The sequence below is a fragment of the Leptospira johnsonii genome, assembly GCF_003112675.1.
GTDB lineage: Bacteria > Spirochaetota > Leptospiria > Leptospirales > Leptospiraceae > Leptospira_B > Leptospira_B johnsonii.
The window spans coordinates 303,267-319,783 of sequence record NZ_BFAY01000006.1 but is presented as its reverse complement, the minus strand read 5'-3'; the positions used below and the strand labels follow the sequence as shown (position 1 = coordinate 319,783).

At 42.7% G+C, this 16,517-nt stretch carries 19 protein-coding genes; 14 read left to right on the top strand and 5 right to left on the bottom strand.

The features are described from left to right. Nucleotides 1-23 precede the first annotated feature (23 nt). From LPTSP_RS05145 to LPTSP_RS05130, 4 genes are read left to right on the top strand one after another with little or no spacing between them, the layout of a single operon-like run. On the top strand, nucleotides 24-2,030 hold the full coding sequence (locus LPTSP_RS05145; protein ID WP_108927828.1) for a plastocyanin/azurin family copper-binding protein: 2,007 nt from the start codon (nucleotides 24-26) through the stop codon (nucleotides 2,028-2,030). Between the two features lie 52 nt (nucleotides 2,031-2,082). Then, entirely contained in the window at nucleotides 2,083-2,397 is a 315-nt protein-coding gene (locus tag LPTSP_RS05140) for a PLDc N-terminal domain-containing protein (RefSeq protein ID WP_108927738.1), read from the top strand. Between the two features lie 17 nt (nucleotides 2,398-2,414). Further along, complete coding sequence (locus tag LPTSP_RS05135; protein ID WP_108927737.1) at nucleotides 2,415-3,449, top strand: multicopper oxidase domain-containing protein; 1,035 nt, start codon at nucleotides 2,415-2,417, stop codon at nucleotides 3,447-3,449. Next, entirely contained in the window at nucleotides 3,446-4,054 is a 609-nt protein-coding gene (locus LPTSP_RS05130) for an SCO family protein (RefSeq protein WP_108927736.1), read from the top strand. The genes LPTSP_RS05135 and LPTSP_RS05130 overlap by 4 nt, the downstream gene beginning before the upstream one ends. A 47-nt stretch (nucleotides 4,055-4,101) precedes the next feature. Here the strand turns inward: LPTSP_RS05130 and LPTSP_RS05125 are convergent, their stop codons facing one another. The 3 genes from LPTSP_RS05125 to LPTSP_RS05115 form a co-directional block, all read right to left on the bottom strand. After that, a complete protein-coding gene (locus tag LPTSP_RS05125) occupies nucleotides 4,102-4,443 on the bottom strand; it encodes a DMT family protein (RefSeq protein WP_108927827.1) in 342 nt (113 codons plus the stop codon). 90 nt (nucleotides 4,444-4,533) lie between these two features. After that, nucleotides 4,534-4,929, bottom strand: coding sequence for an Hsp20/alpha crystallin family protein (locus LPTSP_RS05120; protein ID WP_108927735.1), 396 nt, complete (start codon nucleotides 4,927-4,929; stop codon nucleotides 4,534-4,536). Nucleotides 4,930-4,940: 11 nt separating this feature from the next. After that, nucleotides 4,941-5,348: an Hsp20/alpha crystallin family protein gene (locus LPTSP_RS05115; protein WP_108927734.1), complete on the bottom strand. Its 408-nt coding sequence runs from the start codon at nucleotides 5,346-5,348 to the stop codon at nucleotides 4,941-4,943. A gap of 266 nt (nucleotides 5,349-5,614) precedes the next feature. Between LPTSP_RS05115 and purU the strand changes: the two genes are divergently transcribed. The 4 genes from purU to LPTSP_RS05090 all read left to right on the top strand — a co-directional run bounded on the left by purU (nucleotide 5,615) and on the right by LPTSP_RS05090 (nucleotide 10,761). Further along, nucleotides 5,615-6,478: a formyltetrahydrofolate deformylase gene (gene purU / locus LPTSP_RS05105; protein WP_108927732.1), complete on the top strand. Its 864-nt coding sequence runs from the start codon at nucleotides 5,615-5,617 to the stop codon at nucleotides 6,476-6,478. 38 nt (nucleotides 6,479-6,516) lie between these two features. Continuing rightward, a complete protein-coding gene (locus LPTSP_RS05100) occupies nucleotides 6,517-7,923 on the top strand; it encodes an SLC13 family permease (protein ID WP_108927731.1) in 1,407 nt (468 codons plus the stop codon). 123 nt (nucleotides 7,924-8,046) lie between these two features. Continuing rightward, a complete protein-coding gene (locus LPTSP_RS05095; protein ID WP_108927730.1) occupies nucleotides 8,047-9,489 on the top strand; it encodes an SBBP repeat-containing protein in 1,443 nt (480 codons plus the stop codon). Between the two features lie 63 nt (nucleotides 9,490-9,552). Continuing rightward, nucleotides 9,553-10,761: a CapA family protein gene (locus tag LPTSP_RS05090; RefSeq protein WP_108927729.1), complete on the top strand. Its 1,209-nt coding sequence runs from the start codon at nucleotides 9,553-9,555 to the stop codon at nucleotides 10,759-10,761. Here LPTSP_RS05090 and LPTSP_RS05085 read toward each other — a convergent pair. Further along, nucleotides 10,758-11,162 (bottom strand): type II toxin-antitoxin system VapC family toxin, encoded by a 405-nt coding sequence (locus tag LPTSP_RS05085; protein ID WP_108927728.1) that lies wholly within the window; start codon nucleotides 11,160-11,162, stop codon nucleotides 10,758-10,760. The two genes, LPTSP_RS05090 and LPTSP_RS05085, sit on opposite strands and share 4 nt — an antisense overlap. Continuing rightward, nucleotides 11,146-11,424, bottom strand: coding sequence for a FitA-like ribbon-helix-helix domain-containing protein (locus tag LPTSP_RS05080; RefSeq protein ID WP_008592560.1), 279 nt, complete (start codon nucleotides 11,422-11,424; stop codon nucleotides 11,146-11,148). The genes LPTSP_RS05085 and LPTSP_RS05080 overlap by 17 nt, the downstream gene beginning before the upstream one ends. Nucleotides 11,425-11,739: 315 nt before the next feature. Here LPTSP_RS05080 and rpsF point away from each other — a divergent pair, with 315 nt between their 5' ends. From rpsF to aspS, 6 genes are all read left to right on the top strand, one after another. Then, nucleotides 11,740-12,015: a 30S ribosomal protein S6 gene (gene rpsF, locus LPTSP_RS05075; RefSeq protein WP_100707052.1), complete on the top strand. Its 276-nt coding sequence runs from the start codon at nucleotides 11,740-11,742 to the stop codon at nucleotides 12,013-12,015. Continuing rightward, on the top strand, nucleotides 12,008-12,445 hold the full coding sequence (locus LPTSP_RS05070; RefSeq protein ID WP_108927727.1) for a single-stranded DNA-binding protein: 438 nt from the start codon (nucleotides 12,008-12,010) through the stop codon (nucleotides 12,443-12,445). Before rpsF ends, LPTSP_RS05070 begins: the two co-directional genes overlap by 8 nt. A 14-nt stretch (nucleotides 12,446-12,459) precedes the next feature. Further along, on the top strand, nucleotides 12,460-12,777 hold the full coding sequence (gene rpsR / locus LPTSP_RS05065) for a 30S ribosomal protein S18 (RefSeq protein ID WP_108927726.1): 318 nt from the start codon (nucleotides 12,460-12,462) through the stop codon (nucleotides 12,775-12,777). A 10-nt stretch (nucleotides 12,778-12,787) separates the two neighbouring features. Continuing rightward, nucleotides 12,788-13,252: a 50S ribosomal protein L9 gene (gene rplI, locus LPTSP_RS05060; RefSeq protein ID WP_108927725.1), complete on the top strand. Its 465-nt coding sequence runs from the start codon at nucleotides 12,788-12,790 to the stop codon at nucleotides 13,250-13,252. Between the two features lie 12 nt (nucleotides 13,253-13,264). After that, nucleotides 13,265-14,587: a replicative DNA helicase gene (gene dnaB, locus LPTSP_RS05055; RefSeq protein WP_108927724.1), complete on the top strand. Its 1,323-nt coding sequence runs from the start codon at nucleotides 13,265-13,267 to the stop codon at nucleotides 14,585-14,587. Nucleotides 14,588-14,708: 121 nt separating this feature from the next. After that, nucleotides 14,709-16,514: an aspartate--tRNA ligase gene (gene aspS, locus LPTSP_RS05050; protein ID WP_108927723.1), complete on the top strand. Its 1,806-nt coding sequence runs from the start codon at nucleotides 14,709-14,711 to the stop codon at nucleotides 16,512-16,514. The last annotated feature ends 3 nt before the right edge of the window (nucleotides 16,515-16,517 follow it).

Here is a 16,517-nt window from a genome sequence, read left to right as displayed (position 1 = left end):
CGAATATGAGGAGAGGAATTCCGATGCCTAAGTTTCAATTAAAAGAAAGATACGTTCCCGTTCTAGGGCTATTGGTCCTGGGAATTTTGATGGGAGCCTTCGCTTCTTCTTGCAGTAGCAAAGAAGGAGAGGCAACGGAAGGTTTTGCCCATGTGGTTATGGTGGATAATGCATTTTCTCCCCCTATGCAAAAGATCCCTGTCGGTGGTCAGATAGAATTTGTCAATTCGGGGGCAAACCCTCACAATGCGATCGCTGTGGACAAGTCTTGGTCTACCGAAAAGAGTTTCGGTAATATCGTGATGCCTAGGGGCGCCAAGGTAAAGATCACTTATCCTAAAGAGGGAGTTTTTCCTTATTACTGTAGCTTTCACGCTTCTCCTGATGGAAAGAGCGGAATGGTTGGTGATATAGTAGTAGGAAATGCAGCTTATAATCCTGCGGCAAGAGCCGGTAAGGATTGGAAGGTCGCCGAAAAATTTTCCGGAACCACTCGTAAGGTTCCACAAATGTATCCTACTATCCAAAACGCAGTGGATGCTGCCTCTCCGGGAGATCTTATCCTGGTCGACGAAGGTGTATATTACGAAGAAGTGGTGGTCACTACTCCTTCTCTTACCTTAAGGGGAACGGATAGAAATAAAGTAATCTTAGACGGTCAATTCCAAAGAGCGAATGGTGTGATCGTTGTGGGAGCGAATGGAGTTGCAGTAGAAAACATGACTGCGAGGAACTCCACCTTAAACGGATTTTTTTGGACTGGTGTAAAAGGATATAGAGGTTCTTATCTTACCGCTTATAATAACGGGGACTACGGCATTTACGCTTTCGATTCAGTGAACGGAGTATTAGAACATTCTTATGCTTCCGGATCTCCTGACGCGGGAATTTATGTGGGCCAATGTTATCCTTGTAAAGCCATCCTTTATGATGTGATCTCCGAGAATAGTGCCCTGGGTTATTCCGGAACGAACGCTGGAGGAGAATTATACATCATCAGTTCCATCTGGAGAAACAATATCGTAGGTTTAGGACCGAATTCTTTGGATAGGGAACTTCTTCCTCCGGAAAGAGAGACCACCATCATCGGAAACCTGATCTATGACAATAATAACCTGACTGCTCCAATCAAACCTCTGGAATATCCTACTTACGGAACAGGGATCTTGATTGCAGGCGGTATCAATAATGTTATCAAGAATAACGTAGTGATCGGACATGATAACCACGGGATTGCGATCTTCCCAAACCTGGATGAGAATTTCTGGTTCTCTCATAGGAACGTTGTGGAAGGAAACATTGTGCATTCTTCCGGTTTCGGAGACTTGACCCTTGCAGGGCCGATCAGTATTGGAAACTGTTTCTCTAATAATAAATTCCAAACCTCTGTCCCTCCTTTATTAGAAAAAACGAATTCTTGCGGTTCAGGGATCAGATTTCCTATGGGCGGAGAGATTTTCACAGCCTATAACGCGCTTTCTTTGATGGTGGATGCAACTCACGGAATTTATCCGAGCGGAGATTGGAAGAACCAACCGGTTCCTCCTCCTCAAACGAATCTTCCTGGCGGAGTTTCTGCTCCTGTTAAACCTGCGATCCATCCTTTCGAAGATTTCGGTTTAGATCTGGATAAAGTAAAACTTCCGGAAGAAGCGGCCAAAATCCTCGCAGAAAGAAAACCAAAATTCGGGGACGTTCTTGGTGGATTCTCGGTACCAAAACCTTTGGATATTCAGATAGTGATCTTCCGTTGGTTCGGATATTTACTTCCACTTCTTCTTTACGTATGTTTGGTCAGCTTGAGTGTTTATGATCTGGTTTCCAAATCAGAAATAAGCCCGAGCAAATACGTATGGTTGGCATTCGTTTCCTTGGTGCCTTATATCGGAGGTGGAGCTTATCTTCTTTCTGGCAAATCTTCCTATCCTAAATACTTGAGATTCACTCTTGTGTTTGCAGGATTCGGAGCTTCCTTGGCCTTCATTTTCTATCTTGGATTCACCATCGTAGGAAACGTGGGAGCGGGTTGATACTTAGGAAAATTGATACATTATAATTTTAGAATATACTAAGGAGTTACTTATGGAAACTGCTCAATTTTACGATCCAGGATTTTTTACCTTACTTTTCAACTTTTACGGATACTATATTTTCTACATTTTATTCGCTCTCTGGGCTCCCTTGGCCCTGATCGATTTGTCTAAAAGAGAGGATGTGGATCCTAAGAAAGGAAGTTTGTGGACTGCAGCGATCATCCTTGTCCCTTTATTCGGGGCAGGAGCCTATCATTTGGTCGGCGGTTCTAAGATCCCATCTTGGGCAAAGAACAGCCTTGTGTATGGCGGGATCGGGCTTTTGGTTTTAACACTTCTGATCTCCACGATCGCAAGATTCTAAAAAACGGAAAAGTTGTTATGAATCGGAAGGAATTCCTTCGTTGGTTAGGGATCGGCGGTGCCGGACTCGCTGCGGGTACCGGGATCGCCGGAATTACCTCGGGTAAAAAAGAAGATCCTCTTTGTAGGACTGGGTCTTCTGTTCCGGGACCGGCTTCTTCTTCCCCGAATCCTTCTATCCGACTACCTGGATCAATAGGTGGGAATTCCTACGGAAGTATGATCCATCCTCCGATGTTCGCAAACGCCGAACTATTATCCAGGATGGAATTGAATACTACGATCCCTCAGGCTCCTTCCGGTTCCAAGTTCCGTACAGAGACCAATATTATAGAAATGCCATTGACTGTGGCTCATAACACGGTGGTGGATGCTTGGACCTTCGATGGCGTTGTTCCGGGAAAAGTAATCCGTGCAAGACTAGGTCAGGAGATGGAACTTCTTTTTAGGAATCATTCCAATCATCCTCACTCGGTTCATTTTCACGGAACCCATGATCCTGGGCAAGACGGTTGGGAACCGATCGCTCCGGGAGCGGAAAGAGTGTATAAGATCACTGCAGGTCCGATCGGCTTTCATCCTTATCATTGCCATGTTCCTCCGTTAGCGAGCCATATGTCCAAAGGTTTGTATGGAGGATTTATAGTCGATCCTCCCGGTGGAAGACCTCCCGCCTTAGAGTTCATGTTGATACTTGCAGGTTGGGATCTGAAAGAGTCCGGTAGAAATGATATCTATGCTTGGAACGGTATCGCAGGATATTATGACCGTTTTCCTATCAAGGTCCCTGTGGGAAAAAAAGTAAGATTGTATATTGCGAATATGACGGAGCATGATCCTGTCGCTTCTTTCCATCTTCATTCACAAACATTCGATGTATATAGGACCGGAACCAAACTTGTGCCAGATGAACATACTGATGTGATCACTCTTGGTCAAACGGAAAGAGCAATCGTAGAGTTTACACTTACTAAAAGAGGAAGATATATGTTCCATCCTCACCAGACCCATATGGCGGACAGGGGAGCAATGGGTTGGATAGTAGCGGTATGAATTTTTTAAAAACGAATTATAAAAATATAATTTATTCCCTTTTAATTCTAGGAGTCGGTTTCGGAGTTGGATATTATATGAAGAAGAAGCCTTCTTCTAAATTCGCTTCCGAGGCTCCAGTAGCGGAATGGAAGACTGCAATTCTAAAAGATACTGAAGGGAAGACCGTTAGGCCATCCGAATTACCAGGGGATTTGTTCGTGGTCTATTTCGGATTTTCTCATTGTCCTGATATGTGTCCTATGGCTTTGAACGATATAGAGAACGCATTTATTTCCTTAAAAGAAGATTCCAAAAATATTACTCCAGTTTTTATCACAATCGATCCGGAAAGAGACACTCCGGAAGTATTAAGAAAATACATTTCTCATTTTCCTGGAAAAGAACTCGTGGCTTTAACAGGTGGGAAGGATCAGATCGGAGAGTTGCAGAAAGGTTTTGGAGTATTCTCCCAAAAGACCCAAATTCCCCAAGGGAATGGAGAATATGGAATGGATCATACTCTCTTTATATATCTAGTGGATCGAACTGGAAATATACTGAGAGCTTATCCAACCGGGATCAAGGGAGAAGAATTAGCTAAGGAAATCAGGGAACTTTTGTGACCGGCTAAATATCTCTTAGATTTTCGTCGTCTCCATACGAGATAGGATTACTCTTTATCATAAAAAGCGAATACTACTGCAAGGATCACCAGAAAGAAGCTGACTGCGTGATTCCATTTCATTTTTTCCTTTAAGACCAAAATTGCAAATCCCACAAAAATGGTGATCGTGATCACCTCTTGAAGTATTTTGAGTTGGAACCCGCTTAAGCCGTCCTCCGCATATCCGATACGATTTGCAGGAACCATGAAGCAATATTCTAAAAATGCGATCCCCCAAGAGATCAGGATGGTTTTCCAAATGGGAAAGTCCTTAAAAAATTTCAAATGACCGTACCAGGCAAAGGTCATGAATAAATTGGAACATGTAAGTAATAGAAAAGTCCTCATAAAGTCAGGAAAACCGAAAGGAAGCGCAGAGGCAAAAAAAAACCGGGCCGAAAAGCCCGGTTTGACAAGTAAGGATTTGCTGAAAAACAATTAGTTAGTTTTTACCTCTATCTTTCTACTCAAAGGTTTTTTTCGAGGCAGCTTTAACTGTAGAACCCCGTTTTTGAGAACTGCGGAAATTTTATCTTCATCCACAGGTTCAGACAAAAGGAAGGTCCTTTTATAATCTCCAGTTCCGTATTCCGAATATCTTAAATTTCCTTTCGGTTCGGAGGCGCTGGTCTTTGCAGAGATCCTGAGCTCGTCCTTCTCCAAAGAAATTTCCAGATCGGATTCTTTTACACCTGGCAGATCCAGGACGAGAAGATGTTCTTCTTCGTTGGAATACAGGTCCGTAGAAGGAGTGTAGGTCGGCCTTGGTCTCTCGGCTCTTTCTTGCTCAGTTGCGGCTTTTTCTTCTGTTTTTAGTAATTCTGATACGCTCATTTTTTTTCTCCTTATCCTTTTGCTTCGATGCGGATCTTTCTTGGTTTTTCGCTCTCAAGAATTGGAAGCTCTAAGGTTAAAACTCCGTCTTTTACAGATGCTTCTACCTTCTCGGAGTCTACTGCTACTGGCAGTTCTAGTCTTCTTTGGAATTTGCCTCTGGCTCTTTCTATTCTACGAGGTTTGTCTTGTGTGTATTCCTTCCATTCACCTGAGATGGTGAGAAGGTTATGAGCCACAGTAATGTCCAGATCTTCTGGAGAAAGGCCCGGAACCTCGGCGGTTACTGTGATCTTGTCTTGGTCTGTATACACATTTAGAGTAGGATATACCTGCCCGCCTTCCCAGACTGGATCGAATAAATTATGGAATCTGTTTTGAATTCTTCTGACTTCGCTAAAAAAATTTGGGTGTCTCATTATCGCCTCCTGGGCTTATTTAGCACTTACATATATAGAGTGCTAATATTGGAAAAAGTTTCAATTATTTTTCACAAAATTTGGCACTTTTTGTTGTCGAGTGCCAATGGTAGAAGGAGCCAATTTAATCCCTGGATTTCGCAGATTCCTGCCCCAAACGGGATTTTGAGAGGAAAAAAGAAGATATTCCTTTTCCGGTTTGGAAAGAAGATTAGCCGAAATTTTAGACTTCTTAGGCAATTCTTTCCGTCCAGAAAGGAGAAATTTTGAACCCGGAACCCAATCTGAAAAAGAACAGAGTACTTCTAATCCGCTGCAAAGATGAGGCAGGGCTGATCCATAGGATCACTGGATTTTTAGCGAATATCGGAGCCAATATCGTCGGGAACCAGGAGTTCGTGGAACCATTGGAGAAGGTATTCTTTATGAGAACCGAATACTCTCTCGAAGACGGCAAAAAAGAAGAAGGTCTTATTTCCGAACTTGCAAAGATCCTTCCGAAAGATGCGGAACTTACTCTATCCAATCCCAGATTTCCTAAGGTGGTCTTACTCGCTACGAAAGAGCCTCATTGTTTGGGAGACATTCTTCTTCGTTGGAGATACGGAGAATTACCCATGGAGCTCCAGGCTGTGGTTTCCAATCACGAAATTTTAGGGGACTTGGTCCGAGACTTTAAACTTCCATTTCATTATATTTCCAGCGAAGGGATGAGCAGAGAAGAACATGAAAAACACTTGGATTCTTATTTGAAGGAACTCCAACCGGATTGGATCGTGCTCGCAAAATACATGAGAATACTCACTCCGGAATTCGTAAAAAAATGGGAGAATCGAATATTAAATATCCATCATTCTTTTTTGCCTGCATTCGTAGGAGCCAAACCGTATGAGCAGGCTTATAAACGTGGAGTGAAGATAATAGGTGGGACTGCTCATATCGTGACCGAAAATTTGGACGAGGGACCGATCTTAGTCCAAGACGTTTGTCACGTGGACCATGGCTATTCTCCGGAACGTTTGGTTCTTTACGGAAGGGATCTGGAGAAGATGGTCTTGTCAAAGGCTCTTCGCTTGCTTTTGGAAGATAGAGTGATGATCTTCCAAAACAGAACGATCATTTTTGAATAGATTAGAAACGATTATAATATTAGGTTTTTAGAACATATATGAAATTGAAATACGTTGGTTTTATTTTTTCCATCCTTCTTGCCTGTGTTCCTATTGTATTTTCCTTTTATGGTTACCTCCCTCCTTCGGTGGGCGGGATGTTTTTTATTTTTCTGATCGCCGCTGGCTTATGGATTTTTGAAATTATTCCGGGTCATGCCACTTCTATTTTGATCATTTTTTCTGAGGTTATTCTTTTTTCTAATCCGGGCAAATGGGAATTCTTAAAACAATATGCAGGTCCTGGAAAACCAAGTGCTCCCGGAGTGTTTTTGGCATCGCTTGCAGATTCCGCAGTAATTTTGTTTTTGGGAAGTTTTGCTTTAGCAAAATCTTGTGTGAAAGTGGGAGTGGATCGTTGGTTAGCCAATCGGGTTCTACCTTATTTCGGAACTTCTCCCAAATACGTTTTACTTGGGCTTATGTGTATCTCTGCAACTATCTCTCTTTGGATGAGTAATACTGCCACCGCATCTTTGATGATAGCATTAGTATTTCCGTTGCTCATGGTCTTGGATAAGGACGAAAAATTCAGAAAAGCGGTCCTGATCGGAATTCCTTTCGCAGCGAATTTAGGTGGGATAGGAACTCCAATCGGTTCTCCTCCCAATGTGATCGCATTTGCAAATCTGAAAAACCAAGGATACGGAGAATTTATTTCTTTCGGGAGCTGGATGCTTATTGCGGTTCCTCTTTTAGTCGTTCTACTTTTTGCCGCGTGGTTTTGGCTTCTTAGAGCTTTTCCTGCCAGCGAGGGATTAAGTCTTTCTCTTCGTTATGAAATAATTGCGGAAGAAGGTTCAGAAAAAAAACTGAGATTTGTTTTGTTTGGTTTTTTGGTAACCGTCCTTCTTTGGTTAACCGAATCATTTCATGGTATCCCTGCGGGAGTAGTTGCTCTATTTCCACTTCTTCTTTTTACTTCATTTGGAATATTAGAATCCAATGATTTACGTTCTTTGGAATGGGATGTTTTGATCTTAGTTGCGGGTGGGATCGCTCTCGGAACGGGAATTGAAAAAAGTGGGGCAGGGACTTGGTTTGGAGAGTTGATCGGTAAACAAGCAGGTCCGGGAGAAAGTCTTTGGGTGCTTGGGATCTTCTTCTCGATCGGACTTTTTCTTTCCACATTCTTATCCAATACTGCTACAGCAAATCTTCTGGTTCCTTTGGCTCTTCCTGTCGCTACCTTGTTGCTACCAGGCAATGAATCTTACGCGATCCAGTTAGTTTTAGGATCTGCGTTAGGCGCTTCTTTGGCAATGTCTTTGCCTGTGTCCACTCCTCCGAATGCGGTAGCATATGCGGTGGGAGGTTTCGAGATTAAGGATATGGCCAAAGTGGGTGTGAAGATCGGGATCTTGGGACTTGTTCTGGTTCTTTTGGGATTTTTGATCTTCCAGTGATCTGATCCTAAAATCGCCTTGGAAGAATATAATTTGAGAATGAACACTAAAAAAGACGGAATGAACCTAACATGGATTATATGAAAATTCCGGAAAGTCAAGTTGGTCGCTTGTTGTCCATGCATGAATTCCGCTTTTCAGAAGAACGCCCTTTTTATCCTGTTAGTTTCCTTCCTTTCCATTTCTTGTAGCGGATCTGAACAGCCTGATCTTATATCTGCATTCGCTCTTTCTTTCGGTAATTCTTCAGAATCTCCAATTCCTAACGGACCTTCAAAACCCTGGCCAAAATTTTTCGGAGTTTTTGGAAGCACTACCTGGGGATTCGCGGCAGGGAGCGACCCTCAGGGAAATATACTCGCTACAGGATTTACGGAAGGAAATTTGGGTGGCCAACCTCTTCTCGGCCAAATGGATTCTTTCGTAACTAAATATGACGAAGAAGGTACTAGGCTTTGGACCCGGCATTTTGGTGGAGGTCCAAAAAACTTTTCAAAAGGAAGCACCTTCGGTCTTGCGATAACATCAGATCCAGAGGGGAACATTTTTAATACCGGAATGACGGTTGTGGATACTATAGATGGGCAAAATAAAATCGGATACCAAGATGCTTATTTAGTAAAATATGATAAAGATGGAAATAAAAAATGGACTAGAATGATCGGTGGAGGAAGTAACACGGATTTTCATTTCGGGACTTCTACAGGAAGAGGAATTTCTTCCGATCAATTTGGGAATATTTACGTTGTAGGAACTACAAATGCGGATACCTTCTTTGGAGAAACGAATCCAGGCGGAAATAATTGTTATTTTATGGTCAAATACGACCCGGATGGAAACCAAATATGGGCGAGAATGTCCCGTAATTCTAATCCGGACAATCACGAATCGGTTGCTGGAGATCTTACGGTTGATCCAAATGGAGAGATTTATTTTGTAGGAGCAGCCCAAGGTGGCTTTGATGATCAAACCATGATCGGGGTAGAAGATGCGTTATTAATTAAGTATGATTCTAACGGGGATAAACTTTGGGCTAGATTATTAGGCGTTCCTGACCAGATTTCTTTAGCTGCAGATGTTGCTTTAGATCCGGATCAAAACATTTATATCGTTGGTAATACATCCGGAGAATTAGATGATCAGACTCCGATCGGAACTACGGATACATTTATCGCAAAATATAATAAGGATGGAGATAAATTATGGACAAGGCTTTTCGGGAATCCTGACTTTTCTTCCTTTTTTCGAGCAGAAACCCAAGGTTTTGGAATCAGCGTAGATCCGAGTGGGAATTCATATATTACCGGAACGATCACTGCCACAAAAATACTTTTCTATAACGCAATAGAGAGCTCTTTTCTGGCGAAATACGATACGAACGGAAATCTTGTTTGGTCGAATTTGAAATATTTACAAGATTCCACAGAATGTAACGTAAGTGCTGGAGATGTGGTCTTGGGATTGAATGATACCTTTTTTGTCGTTGGATTTACGTCCTGTCTTTTGAATATAATCGATCCGGCAAAGGGAATCGACAGTTTGTTTATTTCTAAAGAATCTCCCTAAAGATTTTCTTTTTTCAGTATTTTATTTCCGAAAACGAAACGGGACCTAAAACTGTCCCGAAACATGTCGTTTTTTCAAAAACACTTCTTCCTTGCGATTCGGATCCTTTTTTGTTTTCCATTTTTAGTTACGCTTTACTGCGCTGGAGTTCCGGAAAATTCTTCCGGCTCTGAAAAACTTCCTGAAGAACAAACAAGTATCGTAGATAAGCTCGAAACCCAAATAGAAAAATTATTCGGAAAAGAAGAAGATCCCGAAGTAGTAAAAGTTCTATTGGGCGGGGACGTGATGTTTAACTGGGGGATCCGTGACACGATCAAATCCAAGGGAGAATTGGCCCCGGTCAAAGGTTTAAAATCCGTTTTTGAAAGTGCGGATCTAAGAGTTTTAAATTTAGAAACTCCTGTAGTCTCCGAAAAAAGCTGGGACCATGGTAAGGCTTACGTCTTCCAAGCAAAAGAATCCGATCTGGAAAGTATGAGCTTTTTAGGAGTGGATCTTGTTTCTCTAGGGAATAATCATGCAATGGATCACGGCCCGGAAGGATTGGAAGAAACTCTCAAATTTTTAGGTGATAGAAAGATCTCATCCATCGGTGCCGGAAAAAATTTAGAGTCCGCTTTTCGCCCTTGGATCTGGGAAGGGAAGGATACTTATCTTAGAATTTATTCTGCCACTAATGTAGCCGAAGGTAGATCACATTACGCTGGACAAGGTCCCGGTGTTATGCCTCTGGATCCGGAACTAATCCTGAAAAAGTTCCAGTTGGAAAAATTCCAACTGAACTCACTTCGAAGTTCTAAAAAAGATAGAAAATCTAAAACGAATTCTCCAACAAAACAATTTAGGATACTTTCTCTGCATTGGGGAGTGGAATATTCTCCTTTTCCTACGATTGAGCAGAGAAAGATCGCAAAGACCTTTGCAGACGGTGGACTGGATATTATTGTAGGTCATCATCCTCATATTCCCCAAGGTATCGAAAAAATAGGAAATACGATCGTATTTTATTCTCTGGGAAATCTGATCTTCGGAAGTAGGAACGCCTACTTAAATCATAACTTAATCGTAATACTTCATATTAAAAAAAGCAAATTGATCAATATCGAGCTTGTTCCTATTTTCGGAAAGTTCCAGAACGAAGATCATTTGGTTCGACCGCTTGAAGGAAAGGACGCCGAGAATTTTTTAAAAGAGGTCGCGGTCCTTTCCCAGGATTTGGGTACTAAGGTTCGGATCGACGGGGATAGAGGTTGGGTGGAATTAGACTAAGCAACGTTAGCCCAGTTCTCTATCCTTAGTCCTGGGATTTCTTGGAAATGCTTTTCGTTATTTGTAACTAGGGTATAGTTCAAATACAAAGCTGTGGATCCAATGAGCAGATCGAAATCCTCCAGAGTATTTCCTTTTTTCTGTTGAATGGCTTTGAGTTCTCCGTAAGTTTCCATAATTCCTTCGGTTAACTCAATCACCGGAAAAAGTTCGGCAATTCTTCGGACAGTAGCCAGATTTCTTTCCTTGTAAGTAGATTTCTGGGCTCCAAAGATCAGTTCTCCATAAGTGATTACCGAGACTGATTTAATGGAATTTTTACGGTCCAAAAAATTTTGCCGAACAATAGGGTCTTCCTTTAGGCTATAAATGATGATATCCGTATCAATCAAATAGCTCATCTGCATCCTTTCCTAATGTGTTCTTGGTCCGAGAGGAGCGTATGTCCTTTACGATCTTGTCTGGACTTCTGTCATCCACCCAGGAGCCTGATAATTCTAAGAAACCCAAGGTCTTACGTTCGGATTCTTTATTGTCGTGTGCTAGATAGTTCTCGATCAGAAGAACTACTTCTTGGCTTACGGATCTGTGTTCCATTTCGGCCCTCCTTTTTAATGCTTCGTAGAGTCGATCGTCTATGTCCCTGACTTGTAAATTCGCCATATTCTGGACCTCTCAGAATATAGCGGGCCAATTTCATGAAACTGCAAGCAGAATTCATGAAACATAAGGTCATGGGACAGAAAAGAGATTCCATCGCATTTTAGGGAGACTCAAAGAATGGTTTCGAAAATGAAAATTAGAAATAAAGAAGGTCCTCGGAATATTATTCTAATTACGCCTTAGAACCTTTTTGGAAGCTAAGACGCCCAAATCTATTCCACTTGACCCCTTGCCCCTAAAGCCGAAAATAGGACAAAATTCGGTTCTTCTGCTCGCCGCATAGCGCAGACGGGCATTTTCCCATAGGAGAAACTTTTGAGAAACTACGAGATTACCACAATCACGCGTTCTACCTCGAAGGAAGTAGCTAAAACTGAAGTTCTTGAGATCTTCAAAAAGCATTCCATCAACGTGACCGCAGAAGAAGATTGGGGCCAAAAGAAACTTTGGCATCCGATCCAACACCAAGACTACGGAATATTCACTCACTTTAAAGTGAATGCAGAACAATCCGCGTTAGAAAAGGTAGAGCGGGATTTTGGACTAAACCAAAATTTACTTCGCTCTATGATCGTCCGCCTCAATGGCTAACGATATCAATCGGGTGACCCTTGTTGGGCGCCTGACCCGTGATCCGGAATTTAAAACCGTAAACGGGACTTCCCTTGTGAATTTTTCCTTAGCTAACGGTCGCACTTATGTAACCGGCGGAGAGAAAAAAGAGGAAACTCATTTTTTCGACTGCGAGGCTTGGGGAAAAGGCGCGGATATCATCCAGCAATACTGCAAGAAAGGAAAACAACTCGTGATCGAGGGACGCCTGAAGCAGGACACCTGGGAAACCATGGAAGGCAAGAAGGCCTCCCGCATTCGTATCGTCGTGGAAAATTTCCAGATGATAGGTGCTAGGGAGAATGGAAGCGGAGAGTACGGCTCTTCCGCAAGTAGCGGAGCTTCTTCTTATTCATCTGCTCAAGATGATAATGGAAGTTCCGGAATGGACGACGATATACCTTTTTAACGAGGACAACAATCATGTCAGATAATGAAGTACAAGAAGAAGTAATAAAGCAGGAAATCACTGCTGAGGGCATGCCTTTAGACCAAGACGGAGGACGCCCGCCTAAAAAACAAAACAAGTACAAAAAGAAAGTTTGCCGTTTCACTGCAGACCCTGAACTTGCTAAGCAGATCAATTATAAGAACACCGAACTTCTGGAAAGATTTATCACAAACCGTGGTAAGATCATTCCAAGAAGAATTACCGGAACTTCTGCAAAATACCAAAGGATCCTTGCGAGAGAGATCCGCAAAGCGCGCAGCATCGGTCTTCTGCCGTTTAAAGTGAACTGAGGAGAAACAAATGAGAGTAATATTACAAAAAGATGTTTCTAACTTAGGAGATGCGGGAGACGTTAAGGACGTAGCGGATGGTTTCGCTCGTAATTTTCTTTTTCCTAAAAGACTTGCTGTAAGAGCTTCCGAAGGTAAGACCAAAATGGCTCTTCACCAGAAGAAACTTGCGGATCTTAAAAAAGAAAAACGCAAAAAAGATATGGAATCCATATCCGGCGGATTGAACGGAAAGGAATTTGAAATTTCCGTTAAAACCGGAGGCGGGGATAAACTTTTTGGAGCGGTAACTCCTGCTGATGTAGCAGCTTTGTTGAAAACCGCAGGATTCGAGCTAGACAAACGTAAGATCGAATTCCCAGAGCCTATCCGTAACCTAGGTTCCTATAAATTAAAAGTGCGTCTTGCAGAAGGTATCCTCCCGACTATCACAGTACATGTGAAGAAAGAGGAAGTCGTTTCTACCGAAGCGTAAGCCGGAACAAGAATGCAAGCCGACTCCTTGTTCGAACTGGAATCCGAGAAGTCCTTTCTCGGATTTCTGCTTCTTAAAGGAGCGGATAATCTAATCGATATCCCCCTCGTTCCTGAGGATTTTTACCAAGATACAAACAGAAGGATTTACAAGGCGATTCTGGACCTTGTAGACAAAAGGACCGCAGTAGATCCGGTTTCCGTTCTAAACTTCTTAAAAGAAAACTCTCTACTCAAAGATCCTGAAAGAGAATACGAGTATATTTATTCTCTCTATAAGGATTCAGTAGTTTCCCATCCTCTGGGTTATTATGCGGAAAGGATTAAACGTCTTTCCGAAAGAAGAAAATATTCCAAATTATTAATGAACGCCCTGGAGCTGATCCAGAAAGAACCGGGCGAAAACGAGTCCGTATTCAATCAAATTGAACAAAGCCTTACGGAAGTCTCCAGATCTGCGGATGTAAAAGGACTTCTTCCAGTTGCCGGGGACAAGGCGGCTCTTTCCGAATATATCAAAGAGATCATGGAGAGCCGAGGCCAGATCAAAGGCCTTCGAACGAATTTTACCCAATTTGATGAGATGACCTCCGGTTTAAAAGAATACGAGATGATGGTCTTAGCTGCGAGACCTGGTAACGGTAAGACCACCTTGGCTTTGAATATCGCATCCAATGTGGCTCTGATCCATAACCGACCGGTGGTGATTTTCTCCTTAGAGATGAGTAGGATGGAACTCCTACTCAAATTGGTCTGCTCTTATGCTCAGGTGGAATCCAATAAATTAAAACGTTCTGAAGTAACCAAGTCGGATGCCCCCAAACTGATTGATGCAATTATTAAGGTAACTTCTTCTCCAATATATATCGATGATTCCGGTGCGCTGAGTGTGGACGATTTTAAGGGAAGGGTCCGTAAACTTCTTACCAACGAAAACCTTGGACTCATCATTGTGGACTATTTACAGCTCATGAACGATCCCAAAAACAGGGACGGAGGAAGGCAGCAAGAGGTGTCCTCAATTTCCAGGGCACTCAAACAGATGGCCAAAGAAGCAAGATGTCCTGTTATCGCACTTTCTCAGATGAACCGATCCATTGAGCAGAGATCCAAGGACCAAAGACCCCAACTTGCGGACTTAAGGGAGTCGGGAGCTATTGAGCAGGACGCGGATATCGTTACATTCATCTATCGGGGAGAGAAGGGAAAGGACGAAGAGGAAGATCCTAGAATGAAGGGAATGGCGGAGATCATCATCGCCAAAAACAGGTCAGGACCAACAGGTTCTTTTCCACTTGCCTTCCGACCTGAACTTTCCAGATTTGATAACGTGTAGTCCCGACTGCGGGATTTTACCGGTCGTCTTTATTAATCGAAATGACGGCCTGGATTTTGTCTGTTCCAAAAGAAGTTTTGGAACGAGTTTTTATAATACAAAATAAGGAACTGGAATTTCTTTGGAAGATTGGATTTTAGAAGGTTATAAAACAAGAGCCTGGGCGGGAGAAACCACTGACGCCCAAGAAGGAAAAACTCTCACTCTATTCGGTTGGTCATTTCGATTCCGGGACCAAGGCGGAGTTATCTTTGTGGATCTCCGAGACAGAACAGGGATCCTGCAAGTAGTATTGCGTAAAGAGATCCTGGGAGAAAACTTTGCGGCTGCGGAAAAGATCCGCTCGGAATACGTGATCGCTGTCCAAGGAAAGCTCAAAAAACGCGATGCGGAAAGTATCAATCCCAAGATGAAAACCGGGACAATTGAACTTGTAGTGGATCATCTAATCATCCTGAACCAAGCAAAAACTCCTCCATTCTCCTTGGATGAGTTCGATGAGATCTCGGAAGAGAATCGACTCAAATACAGATACTTGGATTTCAGAAGGGACGAACTAAAGAACAGGATGTTAAAACGTCACGAGTTCGTATTCGCAATTCGTAATTATCTAAACTCTCGCAAGTTCGTAGAGATTGAAACTCCGATCTTGAATAAGTCCACTCCGGAAGGAGCGCGTGACTTTTTGGTACCTTCTCGCCTAAACCCGAATTCATTTTATGCTCTTCCTCAATCTCCTCAGATCTTCAAACAGATCTTGATGGTGGGAGGAATGGAGAGATATTTCCAGATCGTAAAATGTTTCCGAGACGAAGACCTAAGAGCGGACAGACAACCTGAATTCACTCAGTTGGATATGGAATTTTCTTTTGTTTCCCAGGAAGAGATCCTTTCCGAGATAGAAGGTCTATTCTCCCAAGTGATGAAAGATGTATTCAGTCTGGAATTCAAGGGTCCATTCTCCAGAATGCCTTATAAACAAGCCATAGAAGAATACGGTTCCGATAAACCTGATCTTCGTTTCGGAATGAAACTGGTAGATGTTTCCGAGATCGTAAAAGATTCCGATTTCCAGGTATTTGCTGGTGCAGTTGCAAACGGCGGAGTCGTAAAAGCGGTTTGTGTTCCGGGCGGTTCTGTGATCTCCAGAAAAGAGATCGAAGATCTAACTGCTTGGTTGAATAGAGATTATAAAGCGAAAGGCCTCGCTTACATGAAACACGGGGCAGAAGGATTAGAATCCACTATTACAAAAAGATTCACTCCGGAAGCTCTTTCCAAAATCGCAAGTGCAGTCGGCTCAAAAGAAGGGGACATGGTCTTTTTCGGAGCGGACGAAAGAGAAATAGTAAACCATTCTCTGGGTGCACTTCGTCTGAAACTCTCGGAAAGATTTGACAAACCTGCAGAAGGAAGCTTTCATATTTCCTGGATCGTGGACTTTCCGATGTTCGAGTGGAACAAGGACAGCAAACGCTGGGATTCTTTGCACCACCCGTTCACTTCTCCTGGAGATTCCAGTTTGGACATTTTTTCTTCCGAGGAAAGACTCCAAAAAGAAGCTGGAAATGCACTCGCAAAGGCCTACGATCTGGTGCTGAACGGAGTAGAGATCGGTGGAGGTTCCATTCGTATCCATTCCAAAGATGTGCAGAATCGAGTCTTCTCCACTTTGGGGATTGGACCAGAGGAAGCTAAAGAGAAATTCGGCTTCTTATTGGAAGCTTTGGAATACGGGGCTCCTCCACATGGAGGAATTGCATTCGGTATAGATCGGATCTTGATGCTGATGACTGGTGGAAAATCCATCCGAGATGTGATCGCATTCCCTAAAACCCAGAAGGGTGTTTGTTTAATGAGCGAATGTCCGTCTGAAGTGGAAGAGAAACAGCTCCAAGAATTGAAGCTTAGGTTGATAAAGGTTTAATCG

What these genes read in the sequence shown, in the direction of transcription:
- LPTSP_RS05080 (WP_008592560.1), bottom strand. Translation starts at nt 11,424, where the DNA reads ATGGCGAATTTACAAGTCAGGGACATAGACGATCGACTCTACGAAGCA.
- dnaB (WP_108927724.1), top strand. Translation starts at nt 13,265, where the DNA reads ATGCAAGCCGACTCCTTGTTCGAACTGGAATCCGAGAAGTCCTTTCTC.
- LPTSP_RS05145 (WP_108927828.1), top strand. Translation starts at nt 24, where the DNA reads ATGCCTAAGTTTCAATTAAAAGAAAGATACGTTCCCGTTCTAGGGCTA.
- LPTSP_RS05115 (WP_108927734.1), bottom strand. Translation starts at nt 5,348, where the DNA reads ATGAGACACCCAAATTTTTTTAGCGAAGTCAGAAGAATTCAAAACAGA.
- LPTSP_RS05130 (WP_108927736.1), top strand. Translation starts at nt 3,446, where the DNA reads ATGAATTTTTTAAAAACGAATTATAAAAATATAATTTATTCCCTTTTA.
- rpsR (WP_108927726.1), top strand. Translation starts at nt 12,460, where the DNA reads ATGTCAGATAATGAAGTACAAGAAGAAGTAATAAAGCAGGAAATCACT.
- LPTSP_RS05135 (WP_108927737.1), top strand. Translation starts at nt 2,415, where the DNA reads ATGAATCGGAAGGAATTCCTTCGTTGGTTAGGGATCGGCGGTGCCGGA.
- LPTSP_RS05140 (WP_108927738.1), top strand. Translation starts at nt 2,083, where the DNA reads ATGGAAACTGCTCAATTTTACGATCCAGGATTTTTTACCTTACTTTTC.
- LPTSP_RS05095 (WP_108927730.1), top strand. Translation starts at nt 8,047, where the DNA reads ATGAATTCCGCTTTTCAGAAGAACGCCCTTTTTATCCTGTTAGTTTCC.
- LPTSP_RS05125 (WP_108927827.1), bottom strand. Translation starts at nt 4,443, where the DNA reads ATGAGGACTTTTCTATTACTTACATGTTCCAATTTATTCATGACCTTT.
- LPTSP_RS05085 (WP_108927728.1), bottom strand. Translation starts at nt 11,162, where the DNA reads ATGAGCTATTTGATTGATACGGATATCATCATTTATAGCCTAAAGGAA.
- LPTSP_RS05120 (WP_108927735.1), bottom strand. Translation starts at nt 4,929, where the DNA reads ATGAGCGTATCAGAATTACTAAAAACAGAAGAAAAAGCCGCAACTGAG.
- LPTSP_RS05100 (WP_108927731.1), top strand. Translation starts at nt 6,517, where the DNA reads ATGAAATTGAAATACGTTGGTTTTATTTTTTCCATCCTTCTTGCCTGT.
- LPTSP_RS05070 (WP_108927727.1), top strand. Translation starts at nt 12,008, where the DNA reads ATGGCTAACGATATCAATCGGGTGACCCTTGTTGGGCGCCTGACCCGT.
- rplI (WP_108927725.1), top strand. Translation starts at nt 12,788, where the DNA reads ATGAGAGTAATATTACAAAAAGATGTTTCTAACTTAGGAGATGCGGGA.
- LPTSP_RS05090 (WP_108927729.1), top strand. Translation starts at nt 9,553, where the DNA reads ATGTCGTTTTTTCAAAAACACTTCTTCCTTGCGATTCGGATCCTTTTT.